At 41.6% G+C, this 19,557-nt stretch carries 19 protein-coding genes; 12 read left to right on the plus strand and 7 right to left on the minus strand.

The annotated features are described in order from the left end of the window. Positions 1–135: 135 nt before the first annotated feature. Positions 136–534, minus strand: coding sequence for a TnpV protein (locus RCH61_RS09825; protein ID WP_306479701.1), 399 nt, complete (start codon positions 532–534; stop codon positions 136–138). Between RCH61_RS09825 and RCH61_RS00980 the strand changes: the two genes are divergently transcribed. The 4 genes from RCH61_RS00980 to RCH61_RS00995 are packed head-to-tail and all read left to right on the plus strand — an operon-like array spanning position 424 to position 6,016. Then, on the plus strand, positions 424–2,034 hold the full coding sequence (locus tag RCH61_RS00980; RefSeq protein ID WP_306479601.1) for a response regulator transcription factor: 1,611 nt from the start codon (positions 424–426) through the stop codon (positions 2,032–2,034). The genes RCH61_RS09825 and RCH61_RS00980 overlap by 111 nt on opposite strands. Beyond that, entirely contained in the window at positions 2,024–3,967 is a 1,944-nt protein-coding gene (locus tag RCH61_RS00985) for a cache domain-containing sensor histidine kinase (protein WP_306479602.1), read from the plus strand. Before RCH61_RS00980 ends, RCH61_RS00985 begins: the two co-directional genes overlap by 11 nt. Positions 3,968–3,969: 2 nt before the next feature. Next, a complete protein-coding gene (locus tag RCH61_RS00990; protein WP_306479603.1) occupies positions 3,970–4,947 on the plus strand; it encodes a substrate-binding domain-containing protein in 978 nt (325 codons plus the stop codon). A gap of 40 nt (positions 4,948–4,987) precedes the next feature. Next, positions 4,988–6,016, plus strand: coding sequence for a galactose ABC transporter substrate-binding protein (locus RCH61_RS00995; protein ID WP_306479604.1), 1,029 nt, complete (start codon positions 4,988–4,990; stop codon positions 6,014–6,016). Positions 6,017–6,147: 131 nt separating this feature from the next. On the opposite strand, the gene RCH61_RS01000 is transcribed toward RCH61_RS00995, so the two are convergent. From RCH61_RS01000 to RCH61_RS01020, 5 genes are all read right to left on the minus strand, one after another. Then, positions 6,148–7,320 carry a galactokinase gene (locus RCH61_RS01000; protein WP_306479605.1) on the minus strand — a complete coding sequence of 391 codons (1,173 nt, stop codon included), beginning with the start codon at positions 7,318–7,320 and terminating at the stop codon, positions 6,148–6,150. Positions 7,321–7,523: 203 nt separating this feature from the next. Then, positions 7,524–8,480 (minus strand): sensor histidine kinase, encoded by a 957-nt coding sequence (locus tag RCH61_RS01005; RefSeq protein ID WP_306479606.1) that lies wholly within the window; start codon positions 8,478–8,480, stop codon positions 7,524–7,526. Positions 8,481–8,503: 23 nt separating this feature from the next. Then, the gene (locus RCH61_RS01010) at positions 8,504–9,283 is read right to left on the minus strand and encodes an ABC transporter permease (protein ID WP_306479607.1); all 780 of its coding nucleotides are present in this window, start codon (positions 9,281–9,283) and stop codon (positions 8,504–8,506) included. Beyond that, positions 9,277–10,212, minus strand: a complete 936-nt coding sequence (locus RCH61_RS01015; protein WP_306479608.1) for an ABC transporter ATP-binding protein — start codon at positions 10,210–10,212, stop codon at positions 9,277–9,279. Before RCH61_RS01015 ends, RCH61_RS01010 begins: the two co-directional genes overlap by 7 nt. 212 nt (positions 10,213–10,424) lie before the next feature. After that, a complete protein-coding gene (locus RCH61_RS01020; RefSeq protein ID WP_306479609.1) occupies positions 10,425–11,102 on the minus strand; it encodes a response regulator transcription factor in 678 nt (225 codons plus the stop codon). 150 nt (positions 11,103–11,252) lie between these two features. Here RCH61_RS01020 and glyA point away from each other — a divergent pair, with 150 nt between their 5' ends. From glyA to RCH61_RS01055, 7 genes are all read left to right on the plus strand, one after another. Next, on the plus strand, positions 11,253–12,488 hold the full coding sequence (glyA, locus tag RCH61_RS01025; protein ID WP_178007858.1) for a serine hydroxymethyltransferase: 1,236 nt from the start codon (positions 11,253–11,255) through the stop codon (positions 12,486–12,488). Positions 12,489–12,683: 195 nt separating this feature from the next. Further along, positions 12,684–13,994 (plus strand): phenylacetate--CoA ligase family protein, encoded by a 1,311-nt coding sequence (locus RCH61_RS01030; protein WP_178007860.1) that lies wholly within the window; start codon positions 12,684–12,686, stop codon positions 13,992–13,994. 1 nt (position 13,995) lies between these two features. Continuing rightward, the gene (iorA, locus tag RCH61_RS01035; protein WP_306479610.1) at positions 13,996–15,741 is read left to right on the plus strand and encodes an indolepyruvate ferredoxin oxidoreductase subunit alpha; all 1,746 of its coding nucleotides are present in this window, start codon (positions 13,996–13,998) and stop codon (positions 15,739–15,741) included. A 3-nt stretch (positions 15,742–15,744) separates the two neighbouring features. Further along, complete coding sequence (locus RCH61_RS01040) at positions 15,745–16,317, plus strand: indolepyruvate oxidoreductase subunit beta (protein WP_306479611.1); 573 nt, start codon at positions 15,745–15,747, stop codon at positions 16,315–16,317. Positions 16,318–16,439: 122 nt separating this feature from the next. After that, positions 16,440–16,859, plus strand: coding sequence for an ACT domain-containing protein (locus RCH61_RS01045; RefSeq protein WP_306479612.1), 420 nt, complete (start codon positions 16,440–16,442; stop codon positions 16,857–16,859). Positions 16,860–16,891: 32 nt separating this feature from the next. Continuing rightward, positions 16,892–18,223, plus strand: coding sequence for a phenylacetate--CoA ligase family protein (locus tag RCH61_RS01050; protein WP_306479613.1), 1,332 nt, complete (start codon positions 16,892–16,894; stop codon positions 18,221–18,223). Between the two features lie 16 nt (positions 18,224–18,239). Beyond that, complete coding sequence (locus RCH61_RS01055) at positions 18,240–18,680, plus strand: ACT domain-containing protein (RefSeq protein WP_306479614.1); 441 nt, start codon at positions 18,240–18,242, stop codon at positions 18,678–18,680. Positions 18,681–18,881: 201 nt separating this feature from the next. On the opposite strand, the gene RCH61_RS01060 is transcribed toward RCH61_RS01055, so the two are convergent. Then, entirely contained in the window at positions 18,882–19,079 is a 198-nt protein-coding gene (locus RCH61_RS01060; protein ID WP_009242211.1) for a cold-shock protein, read from the minus strand. 207 nt (positions 19,080–19,286) lie between these two features. Between RCH61_RS01060 and RCH61_RS01065 the strand changes: the two genes are divergently transcribed. Continuing rightward, positions 19,287–19,544 carry an HPr family phosphocarrier protein gene (locus RCH61_RS01065; protein ID WP_306479615.1) on the plus strand — a complete coding sequence of 86 codons (258 nt, stop codon included), beginning with the start codon at positions 19,287–19,289 and terminating at the stop codon, positions 19,542–19,544. Positions 19,545–19,557 lie beyond the last annotated feature (13 nt).

The following is a 19,557-nucleotide window of genomic DNA, read 5'->3' on the forward strand; positions in this document are numbered from 1 at the left end:
TCTTCCTTACGGAGGATGCCCCAATGGCTTTTTTATATCATTGTTTACGATTTCTGTGACTCTGCTGCGGATGTGATTCATTCGTGCACCCCGCTCCATTTGAGTAGTCACGTTTAACCGTTCGGGCACACTCACTCACTCTGCTATTTGTTTTACCAGCCGAAAAAGCATATCTTCAGCCTGTTTGTCAATGTCAGAAAGGCAGCCATACAGCTTACCGCTTGTTAGTAGATTGGTGTAGAATACCTTTTTATGCTGCTTGATGTGCCGTAGGTGTCGTTGCCCCCATATACTGATAGGATTTGTATCAGTTTCAGCGACGGAAGATATAAAAGGCAGATAAAAACTGTGGTTGTATTTACAGGCAGATATGTCTTTGTTATAATGAGAAAAAATAAAGCGGAACGATGTGTGGGGAGAAATATGGAGAAATATACGATACTTTTGGTAGATGATGAAGAGGAAGTAATACAGGCCATCATCCGGAAAATTAAGTGGGAAGATCTGGGCTTTTCTGTTCTCGGATATGCCGATAACGGGGTGAAAGCTTTGGAAATGATAGAGGAGCATCAGCCGGATGTAGTTATGACAGATATTAAAATGCCGTATATGGACGGCATGGAATTATGCAGTCACATCAGAATGGAATATCCTGCAATGAAGATTGTGCTTTTTACAGGTTTTGATGAGTTTGAGTATGCGAAGGAAGCAGTTCATTTGGAAGTGGAAGAATATATTTTAAAGCCGGTTAATTCTGTGGAACTGGTGAATATATTTACGCATTTAAAAGCGAAACTGGATCAGGAGATAAGTGAGAGAAGAAGCATGGAAAAACTAGAGCAGTATTACACGGAGTCTCTGCCTCTCTTGCAGGCGAATTTTTATTCTACCCTGATAGAAGGAAGAATCCATGAAGAGGAACTGCAGAGATATTTGTCGGATTATCAAATCTCTCTTCCGGGGCCGCTTTTCTGCTGCCTTGTAATCCATATGTCTTCCAGTCAGGTCCCGGAAAATATGAATTCTTTGTTTTTAGCTGCATCTGTACAGAAACAGGCTGAAGAGCGTCTGGGGAAAAGGTGGCGGGCAAAATGTTTTCCCTATCTTGGCAACAGTGTTCTGTTTGCTCAACTAAACGGTGAAAATGAAATTGCAGAGTTAACAGATGATTGTGATCGCTTCTGCAAGTATGTAAACCGCATTATCGGGGCGGTTGTCACGGTCGGAATTGGTCAGGTCTGCAGCAGTGCGCTGGATTTGGCACAGTCCTATAATACGGCGCGGGAGGCGGTTTCCTATCGTGCTGTTTACGGCGCTTCCAGGGCGATTAATATTAAGGAAATCGCGCCTTCGGAGTCGGGAGAGACGCGGTTTACAAATGATACAGAATTATTGAATTTATTTAAAAAGATCCGTTTGAATTCACGGGACGAAATTATAGAAGCGGTAAATCAGTATATAGAGCGTATCTCATTTCCGTTGAAATCACTGCAGCAGCATCAGGTTGTTATTATGGATCTCATAACTGCGTTGTTTAGATTTTCCGTAAACAATGATATTGCAGCGGAGGGGATCAGTGGTGATATAGGAATGCTCTACGAGGTGCTGCTTGAGATGGAGCCTGACGCACTGCGAAAATGGCTTACAGATATTAGTCTTTGTTTCAGCGAAAGTTTAGTCATGGCAAGGAGCAGATCGACGCAGTCTTTTGTATCGAAAGCGAAAGAGTATGTACACAGCCAGTATGCGGATGCGCAGTTATCTCTTGCACAGATCTGTGAAATGTTGGGAGTGTCCAACTCCTATTTTTCTACAGTTTTTAAGAAAGAAACCGGAAAATCCTTTGTCGGATATGTAACAGATTACCGTATGGAGCAGGCGGCACGCCTGATGATTGAAACAAATGAAAAGAGTTATGTCATAGCGCAGAAGGTAGGATACACAGATCCTAATTATTTTAGCTATGTATTTAAAAGACAATTTGGCGTATCGCCTTCAAAATACAGAGCGGAGCATACAAAAAGTGAAAAATAGATATTTCAAAAGCAGAAGAAAATCGGCTGGTCAGGAAAAGGCTGGAAGTTCGGGAAGAGGCTGCATTGCAGAAAAGGTGAGAAACTGGAAAAAGGATAGAAGGTGGGACGGCTTAAAGCTTGGAGGGATTCAAACTACTTTGATGGGAGCATTTTCCCTTGTTTCTATTTTTATTATGCTGCTCTTCGGGCTTGTTATGTACTTGTGGTTTTCTACTCTGTCCAGGCAGGAGACGGTGCAAAGTACTCAGAAGCTGATGGAACAGACAGGGGAGAGTTTGGAAGATTATCTTGTCAGCATGCGTCAGATATCTGACACTGTCTATTACAATGTCATAAAAGAGAGTGATTTTTCCCAACAAAAACAGGAAATTCAAAGCAGGATGAACCTTTTATACGGAGCAAACAGGGATGACCTGCAAAGTATCGCAATTTACAATGACTATGGGAGGCTGATGGCGGCAGAACCGGTGGCGTCTCAGAAAGAAGATCCTGATGTGACGCAGCAGGACTGGTACATACAGGCTTTAGAAGAGGTGGAAAATATGCATTTTTCTACGCCTCATATTCAAAATTTGTTTGATGATGGAACATTTCGCTATTATTGGGTAATTTCTTTAAGCCGAATGATTGAAATTACGGACAGCGGGGTATGTCGCCGGGGTGTGCTGCTAGTGGATATGGACTATGCAGATATTTCAAGAATGATGAATCAGATTAATACTTTGAATAACGGAGAGTATTATTATTTGTGTGACAGCAACGGCGAAATTATTTATCACCCAAGAGAGATACAGATCAGCAACGGCCTTGGCGGAGAGAACAGTAGTGTGGCGGCGGCGCGCAAGGATGGTGTGTATGAAGAAAGTTTTGAAGGAGAGAGACGGAAAGTGATCGTCAATACGATCAGTTATACCGGTTGGAAGCTGGTGGGGGTGATTCCTTATTCAACATTTACACACGGAATGATTGATGTGCGTTATTTTATTATTTTGTTGATGTTTTTGACGACGATGATACTTGTAGCAGTTAACCGTGTTGTTTCGGCGAGAATCTCCAGTCCGATTTTGAAATTAAATGCCTCGGTACTGGAATATGAGGCAGGAGAAAAACCGGAAGTGTATATAGGAGGAGCGGAAGAAATCCGGTATCTTGGATGCTCTATCCAAAAATCTTACGAACAGATTGACGAGCTTATGAAGAAGATTATCGTAGAGCAGAACGAGCGCAGAAAAAGCGAATTAGATGCGTTACAGAGCCAGATCAATCCTCATTTTCTGTATAATACACTGGATTCTATTACATGGATGATTGAGGATGAGCGAAATGACGAAGCGGCATTTATGATTTCTCAGCTTGCAAAACTGTTCCGCATAAGTCTTTCAAAAGGCCATACAGTAATTAATATCCGGGATGAGCTGCAGCATGCTCAGAGTTATATGAATATACAGAAAATACGGTATAAAAATGCCTTTTCGGTCATCTTTGATGTAGATCCTTCTCTCTATGGGTTCTGCATTGTGAAGCTGGTTTTGCAGCCGATTTTGGAAAATGCAATCAACTACGGAGTCAGCGGGATGGATGATTGTGGAGAAATAAAAATAAGCGGCAAAATGGAAAAGGAAATGATTGTTCTTTCCGTGACAGATAATGGCGTTGGAATGAGCAGTGAAGAGGTAAGCAGGCTTCTGACAGGTGAGAATCGAGTGCATAAGCATGGATCGGGAGTGGGACTTGTGAATGTCAATAACCGCATTAAGATTGTATTTGGAAAAGAATATGGGGTTGTTGTTGAAAGTGAGCCGGATGAAGGAACGACCGTCTCGATTCGACTTCCGGCAGTTATGTATACGGAAGAAAACCGTAAGACATTAGAAAGAGGAAATCCGCATGGCAAAGAAAACGCAGTAGGACAGGAAATGCAGAGGGAATAAGAATGAAGAATGGCAAAAAGATATTTGTTTTGATCGAAACAATTCTAGGCGTTATGGTTCTGGTGCTGATCATGTTCATGTTTTTGGGGAAAAATGAAAAAAAGCAGGAAAAAATTTCTGTAATTATCCAAAATTCGGATGACAGTCAGTGGTCGGCATTTAAGTACGGGATGAAAATGGCGGCGGCAGATAAAAAGATAGAGGTGCTTGTGGTAAGTACTGCAGGAACTTTAAGCGCGCAGGAAGAAGAAAATCTGATAGAAAGAGAAATAGAAAACGGCGCCTCGGGAGTTATTGTAGAGCCTTCTGACGGAGAAGAAACAGAAAAAATGCTTAGAGAAGTGGAAAAGAAAGTCCCTGTTGTGCTTGTGGAAAGTTTTGTGTCTTCCGATGGAAAAGAGACAAAAATGCCGGTTACAGGGGTAGATAATTACGCTATGGGAGAGGCTTTAGCTCGGGAGTTGTTGAAAGACTGCGGCGGGAATATAAAAGGAAAAAGAATAGGGCTTGTTTCGGGGGAAGGAAACAAAAGTTCTGTACAGGAAAGAGCGGAAGGGATTAAAGATGTGCTGGCAGAAGAAGAGGCGGATATCATATGGCAGATATCGGATTCCTTTGAGGAGGATGAAGGAAAAGAGTCATTGGAACAGAGTTCAAAAGTGGATTTTATAATGGCCTTGGACAATATAAGTTTGGTATCAGCCGGGGAATATTCTGCATCAAATAATCTCCACGGAGCAGTTTTGTACGGAATTGGACATTCTATGGAAGCGTTCTATTATTTAGACACAGCTGAGATACAGTGTCTCATAGTGCCGGACGAGTTTAACAGAGGATACCAAAGTGTGGCAGAGTTATCGGATAGTTTGAAATATTTTATGAACAAACCAAAGAGCAGAACAGTTTCGTATTCGATTGTCCGCAGAGAGACGTTGTTTTCGAAAGAAAATCAAGAAGTTTTGTTTACTATGAGTCAATAAGGCGTATAGGGTACATGAGCATTATAGCAGAGGTGGTAGAATGAAAGGGAAGAAACGATTAGCAGAGATAATTATTTTGTGTATGGGAATGTACGTTTTATGTGCCTGCAGTAAGCAGAAAGTGCCTGTGTCGGACAAGATTTATGTTGGGATTACCTGTTATGATCAAAGTGATACCTTTTTAAGTGAACTGCTTGTCTGTTTTAAGGAAGAACTTAAGATTCTCAATCAAAAAGGGATTGAAACGACGATGACAGTCAGAAATGCTGACAGATCTCAGCGCGTGCAGAATGATCAGGTGAAAGAATTGATAAACGCAGGGTGTAATGTTCTTTGTGTGAATCTGGTAGATCGTGCAGATCCGTCGGAGATTATTGACGTTGCCAAGGAACATGATGTGCCGATTATATTTTTTAACAGAGAACCGGTTGCGGAGGATATGAAGCAGTGGGACAAGCTTTATTATGTTGGCGCAGATGCAAAGCAGTCCGGTGTTTTGCAGGGAGAACTGGCCGTGGAAATGATACAGAAAAACAGTCAGATAGATCATAATAAAGATGGGAAAATTCAGTATGTAGTTTTAGAAGGGGAAGCAGGTCATCAGGATGCGATCATTCGTACAGAAAATGCGGTAGATACATTAAATCAGAAGGGGATTGAGCTGGAAAAGCTAAGTTATCAAATTGCGAACTGGAATCGGGCACAGGCGCAGAACCGGATGGAGCAGATACTGGGACAATATAAGAATAGGGTAGAACTTGTACTGGCAAATAATGATGATATGGCGCTTGGGGCGATGGATGCTTATAAGAAGTTGAATTATACAGAGGCAGTTCTTCCGGTATTTATAGGAATCGACGGTACAGACATGGGACTAAAGGCAGTGGAAGATTCGATGATGGCGGGAACGGTGTACAACGATAAGGAAGGGCAGGCGAGAGCGATAGCAGAGCTTTCAGCCGCTTTGGTGACAGGGGAAGAGGATAAAATAGAATTTAGCAAGGGCAATTATATTTACCTTCCATATTCTAAGGTTACAAAAGAAAATGTACATGAATATTTAAATTAATGGACTAAAAATACACCTTGTAAAAGAGTTTTCGTCTTGTACAAGGTGTATTTTTTATTTTAAGCTGACCCGCAAGAACTGCAAGTCTTATTATCTCAATCAGTTCGATGTTTTTGTGTGATAGAGATTTTTTATACGTCTAAGCGGGAAGCGCCTCCACCGATGTTCACTACATAAAATTCTGCTTCATATCCGAATTTGTCCGCATAGGCTTCGCCGACATTTTTAATAAATTCGTCCACAGCCTCATTTTTTACAATGCTGACAGTACAGCCGCCAAATCCTCCGCCGGTGATACGGGAACCTATTACGCCCGGAGTGTTCCAGGAAAGTTCAACGAGCAGATCAATTTCTTTGCAGGACACCTCATAGTCGTCTCGCAGAGAGACATGAGATTGATTCATCAGTTCTCCGAATTTTTTAATATCTCCTTCTTTCAGCGCTTTAACGGCAGTGATGGTACGCTGGTTTTCATAGACGGCATGTTTGGCACGTTTTAAACGAACCTCATCCCGGATCAGATGTTTTGCCTCTTCAAATTTTTCAGGAGTAAGTTCGCCAAGAGAAGAGATCGGCAGTTCCTTCTGCAAATCACTGAGTGCGTCTGCACATTCCTGACGGCGAACATTATATTCGGAAGTAACAAGGCTATGCTTTACGTTACTGTTTGTAATGATAATTTTGGAATCCTCAAGCTGGATGGGGGCATATTCATACTCCAAAGTGTTTGTGTCGAGGAATATTGCGTTATCTTTTTTGCCGACAGCTACGGTAAACTGGTCCATAATACCACAGTTACATCCGTTAAAATTATTTTCAGAATACTGTCCGAATAAAGCGAGGTCTATTGGACTTAAATCGGTAATTCCGTATAAATCAGTCAAAATAACTCCGGTCAGTACTTCCAGGGAAGCTGAGGAAGAAAGTCCTGCGCCGTTTGGAATATTTCCCCATATTACCATGTCAAATCCATTTTCCAATTTATAGCCTTTTTCTGAGAATGTCCATACAACACCGAGAGGATAGTTTGCCCAGTCATAGCTGTCTTTGTTAGTAAGATCGTCAAGGGATGCTTCCACTACACCGATGTCCTCGAGGTTGCAGGAATAAAAATGCATAAGGCGGTCTTCTCTTTTTCTTGCAACGCCATAGGTTCCAAGTGTCAGGGCGCAGGGGAATACATGACCGCCGTTATAGTCGGTGTGTTCTCCGATGAGGTTGACGCGGCCGGGAGCAAAATAGAAATGTGCATCGTCTGCGGCGCCAAAAAGTTCTGCGAATTTGTCGTATAATTTTTGTTTCATATTTGGTTTCCTCCTACATAAAATACTGAAATCATAAACTCCAAACTTCTTGTATTTCATTATAATCTATAGTAGAAGAAATGTATAGAACAAATAAGTGCAAACATAGGTAAAAATGTTGCAGGACTGGGCGAAATGTTTGAATAAATATGTTTGTGCTGAAAATGAGTGAAACCCGATCTTAGCAGAAGAGCAAATGCATATTATGTATCAGAGTTTTGAAATTGATGCAGAGGAAATTCTAAAGAAAATGAAATAAGAAGAGATCCGTTTTTGTTTAATTTTTTGGCAGCAACAGAAAGTTCTCCACCAATTTCTTCTGCAAGGGATTTGGCAATCGTAAGACCAAGTCCGGTTCCACCCTGACTGCGTGCCGGTTCCTGAATATAGAAGCGGTCAAACAGATTGGACGTATCCTCGTATGAAAGAGAGCATGTGTCGTTGACGAACAGGATTTTGATGAAATCTGGTTCGTCTTTTATTGTTATATGAAAAAAGGTGTGGGCATATCTTCCGGCATTTTGGAATAAGTTGAAAAAGATTCGTTCTAAAGCGGTCCTGTCAGCAAACACATATATTGGACGATCCGGCAAATCAAGCGAAACGTCTAAATGTGCTTCTTCAAGTATTTGACAGTTGTCTGCAAAAGATTCTTTCAGTAATTTTACAGTATCAATTTTGATCAGATTTACTGCATAGTCATGAGCTGTAAGCCGGGAAAAATCATAAAATTGCGTAATTAGATTCTTCAGTGATTCTGATTTTCGTTCAATGACATCCAGTGTATCTGAAAGCTCGCTGTTTTGTGAGATATAGGAAGACTGGGATTTTTTATATAGTCTCACATATCCGAGAATGGCTGTTAAAGGAGTTCGCAGGTCGTGACTGATGTTCTCGATCTGTTTTTGAAAATCTTTTTCCTGTTTTGCATAACGAGCGCGTTCCTTGTGAAGTTCATCTAAAAAAGAATTAATCGTGATGAGAAGTTTTCTTAACCGATTGTTTGGAATAGGAAGGTGGATCATCTGATTTTTGGAGAGATCTTGCTGTATGACATCGAGGTCTTTTTGTATCTGTTTTAATGCACGGAGAAGGGAAATGTAGCGAAATGCAATATATCCCCCTGTGATACTGACAAGAAATAGAATAATATACAACATATGAGATCCCTCCATATTTGTGTTTATAAGTCTGCTTTGCTGATGTGCCTGAATCCAATTATCATGAAAATAACAATTCCTGAAATTCCCGCAATTACGCAGCGCAGCATACCGCCTGTTGTATCCCATGCAGTAATGCATGAACTCATATTGACGTTTGCTGTGTTGATCTGAAAAAAGTTCGATGGCATCCACATGGAGATGTTGTAGATAAGATCTGTTTTAAAATGCGCTGAAACTGCTATTCCGAACTTAAATAAAATTGTCGGAAAAATGAAAAAGACAAAAAGCCATGTAAAAAATATGAACGCTCCGTTTTGGAAACTTAGGGAAAGTGTGATTGTCAAAACAATACTGGATACGGCAATCAAATAAATAGCCGGAATTTCCATTAGCAGATCGGTCATGTGAACCGGGCCGGTTTTGTCAAGGAGTAATTCGGTTGTAAAAATCCAGAGAGCGAGAACAATCGTCATAATGACAGTTGCAGCGGTGACACTGATAATGCACTGTCCGAGAAAGATCTTTCTTCTTGGAATTCCGTTTGCAATCGAATTTTTTATAATCCCGTTTCTTTTACTGTCCTCATAGAGAAGCGAAGCGGTCAGCATTCCCATTAATGTGAAAAACATCGGACTGGATACAAGAATGGAATAGGAAAAAGAGGTTGTGTGATATTGCGTTTTAACAGCCGAAATACCTAATATCAGTAAAATTGTCAGACCGGAGAGCACTCCGAAAAAAATAAGGATTCCGGTTGTATGGATCAGACGGTAGTATTCACTTTTGATAAAATTCAACATTTTACGTCGCCTCTTTTCTTTAGTTCTATATAATAATCTTCCAGAGATGTCTGTAGTGTCTGCATTTTTGTAATGTAAACATCATTTTTGGCGGCAAGCCGGCTGAAGTTCTCGGCAGTCTCGTGCGGTTTATAAATGCGGACTGTATTTTGAGGAAGTATTTTGTAGTTTTCTCTCGGAAATATTTTCTCGAGTAAAACGGCATATTTTTCAGCATCAGAAACAGTCAGTTCGATACAGTTGGCACATTTTTCGTGTAAAGCTTCAGAACTGATCTCCTCAAGTAACATCCCTTTATTTAGGAAGCCGTAAACTGTGGCAAGATGTTCTAATTCTGATAAAATATGGCTGGATAAAAGGATCGTGATATTTTTCTGTTCATTTAATTGTTGAAGGATACTGCGAAATTCAATAATACCGCTCGGATCAAGTCCGTTAATCGGTTCGTCCAAAATGAGGATCTGTGGTTCTCCGAGTAAGGCGACTGCAAGACCGAGACGCTGTTTTTGTCCAAGCGAAAGCGTTTTGCATTTTGCATGTTGCTTCTCGGTTAGTCCGGTCAGCTGAATTGTTTCGCTGATTTTTTTGTTGTCTGGAACCCCTTTTTGAATGGCGTAATAATGCAGTGTTTGTTCGACGGTCATCCCTGGAACAAAACTTGGATATTCGATCAGACAGCCGATATTTTTGCGGATATTGCAAAGCGTTTTTTCTTCGGTTTCGCCAAACAGGCATAGTTCTCCTTTTGTTGGAAAAATATGTCCGGCAAGCAATTTAAGCAATGTGCTTTTTCCTGCACCGTTATCTCCGATCAGACCATAAATGCAGCCTTCGCTTACATGAAGATCTACATGATCCAGAGCAAAAAAGGGAGAGCGCGGATTGTATACTTTGGTGATCTGTTTTGTCTCTATGACATATCTGTTCATATTTGCTCACTCCGTATGGATTTTATTTTGTGTAACAGATTCTTTAATAGAGTACTGTTACGATGTTAATCATATCTGAATCTGTTTTAATAAGTCATAAAGAACCTTTAAAGAACTTATAAAAATATAATGATTTTGTTTGTCGGAGTTTCAATCTATAGTATTTGAATCAGTTTGGTAAATCATAAACTTCTGTTTCAAATCTGTTTTATTTAATGAAGAACAAGTTTAAATCCAATTCCGTATACAGTACGGATATATTCATTTTCAGGATCAGCTTCTTTTAGTTTCTTACGGAGATTGCTCACATGTACGTTGACGGTATTGTTTTCTCCATAATATCCTCCGTGCCAAACAAGGTCATACAGCATTTCACGGGAATAGACTTTTTCAGGATTCTTCATGAAAAGATAGAGCAGATCATATTCATGGGCAGTCAGAGAAAGTTCGATTCCCTGTACAGTGACTTTTCGAGAATCCGGATATAATTCCAAATTTAAGCAAGACAGTTTTTTGGATGTTGAAGTGCGCCGTAAAGCAGCCTGGATTCTTGCTATGACTTCTTCAGGTTCAAAGGGTTTTGTAATATAATCATCAGCGCCCATTTTTAAAAGGGACACTTTATCTGTCAGAGCAATTTTTGCGGATAATATGATGACAGGCACATCTGAGGAAAAGTTACCCCGAAGTTCGGACAGAAGTTCCTCGCCGGATAACCCCGGAAGCATGAGATCCAGTAAGATCAAGTCAGGGGTGTTCTGTGTAAAGAGAAGTTTTGCTTCTGTTCCGGAAAAAGCCTGTATCGGTTCAAAATGCTCAGTGCGCAATATTTTTGCAAGAAGATTGTTGATATCTGCGTCGTCTTCTACAATTAAAATCTGTTCTTTCATGTCGTTAAGATTTAATCCTTTCTTATTTCCCGTCTTTAGAAAGCCGTAGACGGGATACATCTGCTATGCTATAATAACCCTAACGCTTTGACATAGTAAAGTGCAAATTTATGAAATTTAAAATTTCAAATGAAATGGAGGATAATGACGATGTACGACTTCGATGAAATCAAAAATGCAGATCCGGAGATTGCGGAAGTGATCACAGCGGAAATGAAGAGACAGAACTCCCATATCGAATTGATCGCTTCTGAGAACTGGGTGAGTAAGGCCGTGATGGCAGCGATGGGAAGTCCACTTACAAATAAATACGCAGAAGGATATCCGGGCAAGAGATATTACGGCGGATGTCAGTGCGTGGATGTTGCCGAAGATCTGGCAAGAGAACGTGCCAAAAAATTATTTGGCTGTGAGTATGTAAATGTACAGCCGCATTCCGGAGCGCAGGCAAATATGGCGGTTCAGTTTGCAATGCTGACACCCGGAGATACGATCATGGGTATGAACCTTGATCACGGCGGACATCTGACGCATGGATCACCGGTGAATCTGTCGGGAAAATATTTTCATGTTGTTCCTTACGGAGTCAATGATGAGGGTGTAATCGATTATGACAATGTTTTGGAAATCGCGAAGGAATGCAGACCAAAACTGATCATCGCCGGAGCAAGTGCTTATGCGAGAACGATTGATTTCAAACGGTTTCGTGAGATTGCGGATGAAGTCGGCGCGTATCTTATGGTAGATATGGCTCATATTGCAGGACTTGTGGCAGCAGGTCTTCATCCAAGTCCGATCCCGTATGCACATGTGACAACGACGACAACTCATAAAACATTGCGCGGACCGCGAGGTGGAATGATTCTTTCAAGCAATGAAGTAAATGAAAAGTTTAATTTTAATAAAGCGATCTTCCCGGGAACACAGGGAGGACCTCTTATGCATGTGATCGCAGCAAAAGCAGTCTGCTTTAAAGAAGCGCTCGAACCGGAGTTTAAAGAATATCAGACGCAGGTTGTAAAGAACGCGAAAGCTCTTTGCGAAGGATTGAAAAAACGCGGCGTGAAGATTGTTTCAGGAGATACGGACAACCATCTTATGCTCGTAGATCTTACCGGAAATGACGTAAGCGGAAAAGAGTTGGAAAAGCGGCTTGACGATGCGCATATTACATGTAATAAGAATACAATTCCGAACGATCCTCGTTCTCCGTTTGTGACAAGCGGCGTAAGACTCGGAACTCCTGCAGTTACAACGCGGGGGATGAAAGAGGATGATATGGATAAGATTGCCGAGATTATTGCGATGGTAATCGAAAGCGAAGAAAATGTAGAGACTGCGAGAAAAATGGTCGCAGAGCTTACAGAAAAATATCCTCTTTGTTAAATAAAATATAGAAAGAACAAAATTCCTCTTTGGCGGACAGGATTCTGTCTGTAAAAGAGGAATTTTTCTTGATTTAAAGCTTTAACTCGGAAAAGTATTGTGCTATACTAATAGAACAGCAGTAAAAAAGGAAAGCTGAAAAAGCAAATTGCCGATAAAATGAGGCATGAGACGTTATAAAGGAGGATATGCGCGATGATATGGGCAAAGGAAGAGACTCTGCCAAGAGAAGAAATCGAACAGATACAGCTTGCAAAGTTGAAGGATACGGTTCGGTATATTTATGACAGAGTGCAGCCTTACCGTGAAAAGATGGATGCGGCAGGTGTGCGTCCGGAAGATATTCAGACTTTGGAAGATCTAAAGAGACTGCCGTTTACATATAAAGCTGATTTTCGGGATCATTATCCGGACGGATTGTTTGCGGTTGATAAAAAGGAGATCGTTCGTTACCATGCAAGTTCGGGAACGACAGGTAAGCCGACAGTTGTCGGATATACGAGGAATGATTTGGATATCTGGCTGAATAATGTTGCGAGAGTTGCATGTATGGGAGGCGCTACGGAGGAAGATGTGGCGCAGATCGCATTTGGATACGGAACGTTTACAGGAGCGCTCGGACTTCATGGAGGACTTGAGAAAATAGGAGCGTCGGTGATTCCGATGTCTTCAGGAAATACAAATAAACAGATTATGTTTTTACAGGATATGGGTGTGACCCTTCTTGTGGCAACGCCATCTTATGCGCTTCATCTCGGAGAAGAACTTCGAAGAAGAGACATTGATCCGTCAAAAGATCTGAAGATCAGAATCGGGTTGTTCGGAGGCGAAGGCATGACAGAACCGATGCGGGAAGAGATGCACCGTGTTTGGGGAGAGCAGTTTGTCTGTACGCAAAATTACGGGATGAGTGAGCTTTGCGGACCGGGAGTGTCAGGAGAATGTACGCAGCTTTGCGGAATGCATATTAATGAGGATTGGTTTATCCCTGAGATTATCGATCCTGAAACAGAGGAAGTTCTTCCTCCGGGAGAAAGGGGAGAACTTGTTGTTACCTGTCTTGGAAAAGAGGCGCTTCCGATCGTAAGATACCGGACAGGAGATATGACAAGATTGATGTATGAACCGTGTAAGTGTGGAAGAACGACATGCAGAATGGAAAATCTTTCCGGTCGTGCGGATGATATGCTTGTTATTCGGGGAGTCAATGTGTTCCCGACACAGATTGAAGAAGTTCTTTTGAAGGTTGACGAGATCGGACCGCATTATGAGATCCTTGTAGAGAGAAAGAATCGTCTGGACGTAATGACGATTACCGTTGAACTGATCGATGACAGGCTTCTTGACAGTTATGCAAAATTAAGTGAACTTGAGGCAAGAATTAAGTCTGCATTAAAATCGCAGCTTGGACTTGCGACTCAGATCAGACTTGTGGCGCCGAATTCCTTAAAACGATTTGAAGGAAAGGCGAAGAGAGTGACAGATTTACGAAAGGATGGACTTTGATATGGCAGAGAAAGTGATCATGCTCGGCAATGAGGCGATTGCCAGAGGAGCATATGAAGCAGGAGTGAAAGTATCTTCCGCTTATCCGGGAACGCCAAGTACCGAGATTAGTGAATATCTTGTTCAATACAAGGAAGATGTATATGAAGAATGGGCCCCGAATGAAAAGGTGGCGACTGAAGTGGCGGTTGGAGCGAGTCTTGCGGGAGTACGTTCTATGGCGTGTATGAAACATGTGGGCTTGAATGTAGCGGCAGATCCGCTGTATTCCGTTTCTTATATGGGTGTGAACGGCGGACTTGTTCTTGTTGTAGCTGATGATCCGGGACTTTACAGTTCCCAAAATGAGCAGGACACAAGAATGGTCGCAAGAGCAGCGCAAATTCCGGTTATTGAACCGTCAGACAGCGCAGAGGCGAAAGACTTTTTTAAGACGGCATTTGAATTGAGCGAGCAGTTTGACAGACCGTTTATTTTCCGTACGACAACAAGACTTGCACATTCACAGGGACTTGTAGAACTGTGTGACCGTGCGCAGATCGACGATAAGCCGTATGAGAAAAATATCCCGAAAAATGTTATGATGCCGGGCAATGCAAAGCTTCGTCACATTGAGATTGAAAAAAGAAATATTGAGTTGGCGGAAGCAGCAAACACATTGCCGATTAACAAGGTCGAGATGAATGGTACTAAGATCGGGGTAATCACAAGCGGTATTCCATATCAATATGTAAAAGAAGCGCTTCCTGAAGCATCCGTTCTGAAACTTGGTCTTGTGAATCCGCTTCCTAGAAAACTGATCGAGGAGTTTGCGTCGAAAGTTGAGACCTTATATATTGTGGAAGAACTTGATCCGGTCATTGAAGAACAGGTTCGTTCTTGGGGAATCCAAGCTGTCGGAAAAGAAATTTTTACAGTGCAGGGTGAGTACAGCGCTAATATGCTTCGCAAAGCAATTTTGAAGGAAAATTTGAATCTGAAAGAACCGGCAAAAGCTCCGGGGAGACCTCCGATCCTTTGTCCGGGGTGTCCGCATAGAAGCGTTTTCCATGTGCTCAATAAGTTGAAACTCCATGCGGCAGGAGATATCGGTTGTTATACGCTCGGAGCAGTTGCGCCTTTGAGTGTGATTGATACGACTATGTGTATGGGTTCCAGTATTTCAACGCTTCATGGAATGGAGAAAGCAAAAGGAAAAGAATATATTAAGAACTGGGTTGCTGTGATCGGAGATTCGACATTCTTGCATACAGGCGTCAATTCGTTGATGAATATGGTATATAATCATGCGACAGGAACAGTGATGATCCTCGATAACTCGACAACTGGAATGACAGGACATCAGGATCATGCAGCTACAGGAAAGACTCTTCAGGGAGATCCGACATATGCGATTGATATTCCGGCTCTGTGCCGCGCAATAGGCGTGAAGAATGTATATGAGATCAATGCTTTCGATCTTCCGCTTCTTGAGAAGACAATTAAGGAAGAAGTGGCAAAAGACGAAGTCTCAGTTATAATTACGAAGACCCCATGCGTTCTTCTTGACAAGAGGAAAAAGCCGCTTTATATCGCACACTCAGATAAGTGTAAAAAATGTGGAATGTGTATGAAACCCGGATGTCCGGCGATGACAAAAAATCCGGACGGAACGATTCACATTGATGATACGATGTGTACGGGATGTGGATTATGTAAAGATTTATGCAAATTTGATGCGATCGAACTTGTAAAGGAAGGTGAGTAAGGTATGGCTGTAAAAAATATTATGATCGTCGGTGTGGGCGGACAGGGAACTTTGCTCACAAGCCGTATTCTCGGTGGTCTTACGATCGCCGGAGGATATGACGTAAAATTGTCGGAAGTCCATGGGATGGCGCAAAGAGGAGGAAGTGTTGTTACGTTTGTGCGCTATGGAGAAAAAGTGGCAGAGCCGATCGTAGAAGAAGGGCAGGCAGATGTGATCATTGCATTTGAACGGCTTGAGGCGCTTCGCTACGCACATTTTTTGAAAAAAGACGGGGTGCTTATCGTAAATGACTGGCGAATTGACCCGATGCCTGTTGTGATCGGAAATGCACAGTATCCGGAAAATATTTTGGAAGAGTTGGAAAAGGAATATAAAGTTTATAAAGTTGATGCAACAGAAGAGTCCAAAAAATTAGGAAATCCGAAGGTGTTCAACCTGATCGTTCTTGGTGTGGCGGCACAGCATATGGATTTTACAAAAGAACAGTGGTATGAGGTGATTGAAAAGACAGTTCCTCCGAAAACGATCGAATTGAATAAGAAGGCTTTTGATGTAGGTTATACGTTGAAATAAACAGTCAAAATAATAACTATATATAGAAGAAAGACAGCATAGTAACAAATATGCTGCAATAACAAATAGTGTATGTGAAACAAAATACAGACAGGAACACTGGCAGGAAGGCGGTGATAGTAATGATCAGGCAGATATCAGTTTTTGTAGAAAATCAGCCGGGAAGTATGATGAATGTGACAAATGTACTTACAGAGGCACATGTCAATATTCGTGCAATTTCAACATTTGACACACCGGAATTCGGCATTATGCGTCTGGTAGTAGACGATCCGGTTCGCGCAAAAGAAAGTTTGACGTCCAAAGGGTTCGTCAATCGTGTCAACGATGTGATCGGCGCGGAACTTAAAGATGAAAAAGGAAATTTGAATCAGATGCTGAAGATACTGGCAGACGGACAGATCAATGTAAATTATATCTATTCTTTTGTAATCCGCGAAGGAAAAGCCCCGGTCATGGTATTTCATACCGATGATTTTGAAAAAGCGGAGAGCGTTCTGAAGCAGGCAGATGTAAAGCTTGTAGAAGAAGCGGAATTATAAAAGATACATAATTGATTAAAGGAGAGAAAACAATGGCTGCAGTATCAAAAGAAAATTGGGTTGAAAGAATTCGTGACCCTAAGATTGAATGTATGAGCAGGGATGAGATGGCTGCTCTTCAGAGCAGACGACTTGTCGATGTCGTAAACAGAGTATATAATAATGTAGAATTTTATCGGAAAAAGATGCAGGAAATGGGAGTAGAGCCCGGTGATATCAAATCAATCGAAGATATCGGAAAACTTCCGTTTACAACAAAAGAAGACTTGCGTGAAAATTATCCCTTTGGACTTTTGGCGATTCCGAAAAAGGATGTCGTGCGCGTACAGGGTACGTCCGGCACAACGGGAAAACTGACGATTGCTCCGTATTCGCAAAAAGATGTGGACGTATGGGGAGAATGTGTAGCGAGAGAACTGACAATGGCAGGTCTTACAGAGGAAGATATCATTCATGTGTGCTATGGTTACGGCTTGTTTACGGGAGGTCTTGGATTGGATTACGGCGCTAGGGCGCTAGGTGCAATGGCTATTCCGATGTCGGCAGGAAATACAAAACGGCAGATGATGTGTATGGAAGATCTTGGAGCTACTGCATTTGCATGTACGCCGTCTTATGCTTTGTATCTTGCAGAATCAATTCAGGAGGCAGGAATTGTTGACAAATTGAATCTGAAAGTCGGTATTCATGGAGCAGAACCTTGGACAGAAGAGATGCGGAAAAAGATTGAAGATATCCTTCATATTCATTGTTTTGATATTTACGGACTTTGCGAGATTACAGGTCCTGGAGTGGCGCAGGATTGTATTCATAAAGCAGGTCTTCATGTACAGGCAGACTATTTCTATCCAGAGGTGCTTAACCCGGTTACTCATGAAGCCTGCGCAGACGGAGAGACAGGAGAGCTTGTGTTTACCACATTGGCAAAAGAGGCGATGCCTCTTTTAAGATATCGGACAAAAGACCTTACAAGTATTGATCACAGTACTTGTGCTTGTGGAAGAACTCTGCCGAGAATCTCTAAATTTACAGGAAGAACAGACGATATGAAAGTCATCCGCGGAGTGAACGTATTCCCAACGCAGGTTGAAACGGCTCTTCTTTCAATCGGCGGAGTCGTAGCGCCTCACTACATGATGATTGTTGACAGGGAAGATAATTTGGATGTGCTGACCGTCATGGTAGAGGTAGATGAATCTGTATTCTCGGATGAGATCAGAAAGTTGGATGCTCTCAGGAATAAGATTGCCGCTACATTGAAAACAGCGCTTGGCGTATCCGTGAAAGTAAAACTTGTTGAGCCGAAGACGATTCAAAGAAGTGAGGGAAAAGCGGTTCGCGTGATTGATAACAGAAATCTGTAAAAGGAGGAAAGAACGAATGGGAATTACGATTCAGCAGTTATCTGTGTTTCTTGAAAATCGAGAAGGAAGACTTGATGAAGTCCTTTCCGTATTGGCGGGAAATGATATTAATATTGTTGCGTTAAGTTTGGCGGATACGACAGAATACGGAATGCTTCGCATGATCGTATCGGATCCGAATAAAGGAAAGTCAGTTTTAAAAGAAAATGGGATCACGGCGATGCTGACCGATGTGATTGCGCTGCGTGTTCCTCATGAGACCGGTTCTTTGAGCCGTGCAATGCATCAGATTGTAGACGGAGATGTAAACATAGAGTATATGTATGCTTTTGCAAACGGAGAGGATGCGTCGGCTGTTTTGAAATGCGACGATCCGGCAAGAGTAGCAGATATCTTACGCGGAAGTGGGTTTGATGTGTGGGAAGCGGCGGAAGCCTATGTGTCAAATATTAAATAAAAATTTTATGCCAGCATAAAGTTAAGAGATCAGAGCAGGAGAAGCCGAGTTTTTTCCTGCTTTGTTTTGATGCAAAAACAGGAAAAACCGGGCAGTTTCATACTGTCCGGTTTCCTTTTTAATCTCATTTCTCTGTATTGCTTTTTAATAATAAATAAATCAAGTTTGTTTATATATTAAAAGGTACATTAAAAAATCTGATTAAAGTTTTACTACGTTAGTTGCCTGCGGTCCTTTAGCGCCTTCTGTTACTTCGAATTCTACAGCCTGACCCTCTTCCAAAGTCTTGAATCCATCCATTACAAGTCCTGAGTAGTGAACGAAAATGTCGTTTCCTTCTGAATCAGAGATGAATCCGTAACCTTTTTGGTTATTGAACCATTTCACTGTACCTGTCATTGTGTTGCCCTCCATTTAAGAAAAATAAATATGTTTCTGTATTGAAAAATGAGTTTCCAATACCGGCTAAGTTTAGCATGGTTGACAACAAAAGTCAACGGATGATTGATAAAAGTGTGACAGAAAGATTGAAAAATTAGTGAATATGTTATATACTGTAGAGAGTACAATGAAAGTACGATGAAATTATTAAGGAGGACTAGAAAAATGAAAGAATTTAAATACGTTGTGACGGATCCGGAGGGAATTCACGCAAGACCGGCAGGAATTCTTGTAAAACAGGCAGCAGGATATGCATCGTCTGTTAAAATTACAAAAGGTGATAAAACAGCAGATGCAAAAAGAATCTTCGGCGTTATGGGACTTGGCGTAAAAACAGGAGAAGAAGTTACGATTACAGTAGAAGGTGACGATGAAGACAAGGCATTTGCAGAATTAGAGGCATTTTTCAAAGAGAATTTATAAATCGGATTAAGGG

It is taken from the genome of Mediterraneibacter sp. (assembly GCF_030825015.1).
In the GTDB taxonomy this organism is placed as follows: Bacteria; Bacillota; Clostridia; order Lachnospirales; family Lachnospiraceae; genus Mediterraneibacter.

What these genes read in the sequence shown, in the direction of transcription:
- RCH61_RS00980 (WP_306479601.1), top strand. Translation starts at nt 424, where the DNA reads ATGGAGAAATATACGATACTTTTGGTAGATGATGAAGAGGAAGTAATA.
- RCH61_RS01015 (WP_306479608.1), bottom strand. Translation starts at nt 10,212, where the DNA reads ATGAACAGATATGTCATAGAGACAAAACAGATCACCAAAGTATACAAT.
- glyA (WP_178007858.1), top strand. Translation starts at nt 11,253, where the DNA reads ATGTACGACTTCGATGAAATCAAAAATGCAGATCCGGAGATTGCGGAA.
- RCH61_RS01045 (WP_306479612.1), top strand. Translation starts at nt 16,440, where the DNA reads ATGATCAGGCAGATATCAGTTTTTGTAGAAAATCAGCCGGGAAGTATG.
- RCH61_RS01065 (WP_306479615.1), top strand. Translation starts at nt 19,287, where the DNA reads ATGAAAGAATTTAAATACGTTGTGACGGATCCGGAGGGAATTCACGCA.
- RCH61_RS01030 (WP_178007860.1), top strand. Translation starts at nt 12,684, where the DNA reads ATGATATGGGCAAAGGAAGAGACTCTGCCAAGAGAAGAAATCGAACAG.
- iorA (WP_306479610.1), top strand. Translation starts at nt 13,996, where the DNA reads ATGGCAGAGAAAGTGATCATGCTCGGCAATGAGGCGATTGCCAGAGGA.
- RCH61_RS01020 (WP_306479609.1), bottom strand. Translation starts at nt 11,102, where the DNA reads ATGAAAGAACAGATTTTAATTGTAGAAGACGACGCAGATATCAACAAT.
- RCH61_RS01050 (WP_306479613.1), top strand. Translation starts at nt 16,892, where the DNA reads ATGGCTGCAGTATCAAAAGAAAATTGGGTTGAAAGAATTCGTGACCCT.
- RCH61_RS01055 (WP_306479614.1), top strand. Translation starts at nt 18,240, where the DNA reads ATGGGAATTACGATTCAGCAGTTATCTGTGTTTCTTGAAAATCGAGAA.
- RCH61_RS01005 (WP_306479606.1), bottom strand. Translation starts at nt 8,480, where the DNA reads ATGTTGTATATTATTCTATTTCTTGTCAGTATCACAGGGGGATATATT.
- RCH61_RS00995 (WP_306479604.1), top strand. Translation starts at nt 4,988, where the DNA reads ATGAAAGGGAAGAAACGATTAGCAGAGATAATTATTTTGTGTATGGGA.
- RCH61_RS01000 (WP_306479605.1), bottom strand. Translation starts at nt 7,320, where the DNA reads ATGAAACAAAAATTATACGACAAATTCGCAGAACTTTTTGGCGCCGCA.
- RCH61_RS01010 (WP_306479607.1), bottom strand. Translation starts at nt 9,283, where the DNA reads ATGTTGAATTTTATCAAAAGTGAATACTACCGTCTGATCCATACAACC.
- RCH61_RS01060 (WP_009242211.1), bottom strand. Translation starts at nt 19,079, where the DNA reads ATGACAGGTACAGTGAAATGGTTCAATAACCAAAAAGGTTACGGATTC.
- RCH61_RS01040 (WP_306479611.1), top strand. Translation starts at nt 15,745, where the DNA reads ATGGCTGTAAAAAATATTATGATCGTCGGTGTGGGCGGACAGGGAACT.
- RCH61_RS00990 (WP_306479603.1), top strand. Translation starts at nt 3,970, where the DNA reads ATGAAGAATGGCAAAAAGATATTTGTTTTGATCGAAACAATTCTAGGC.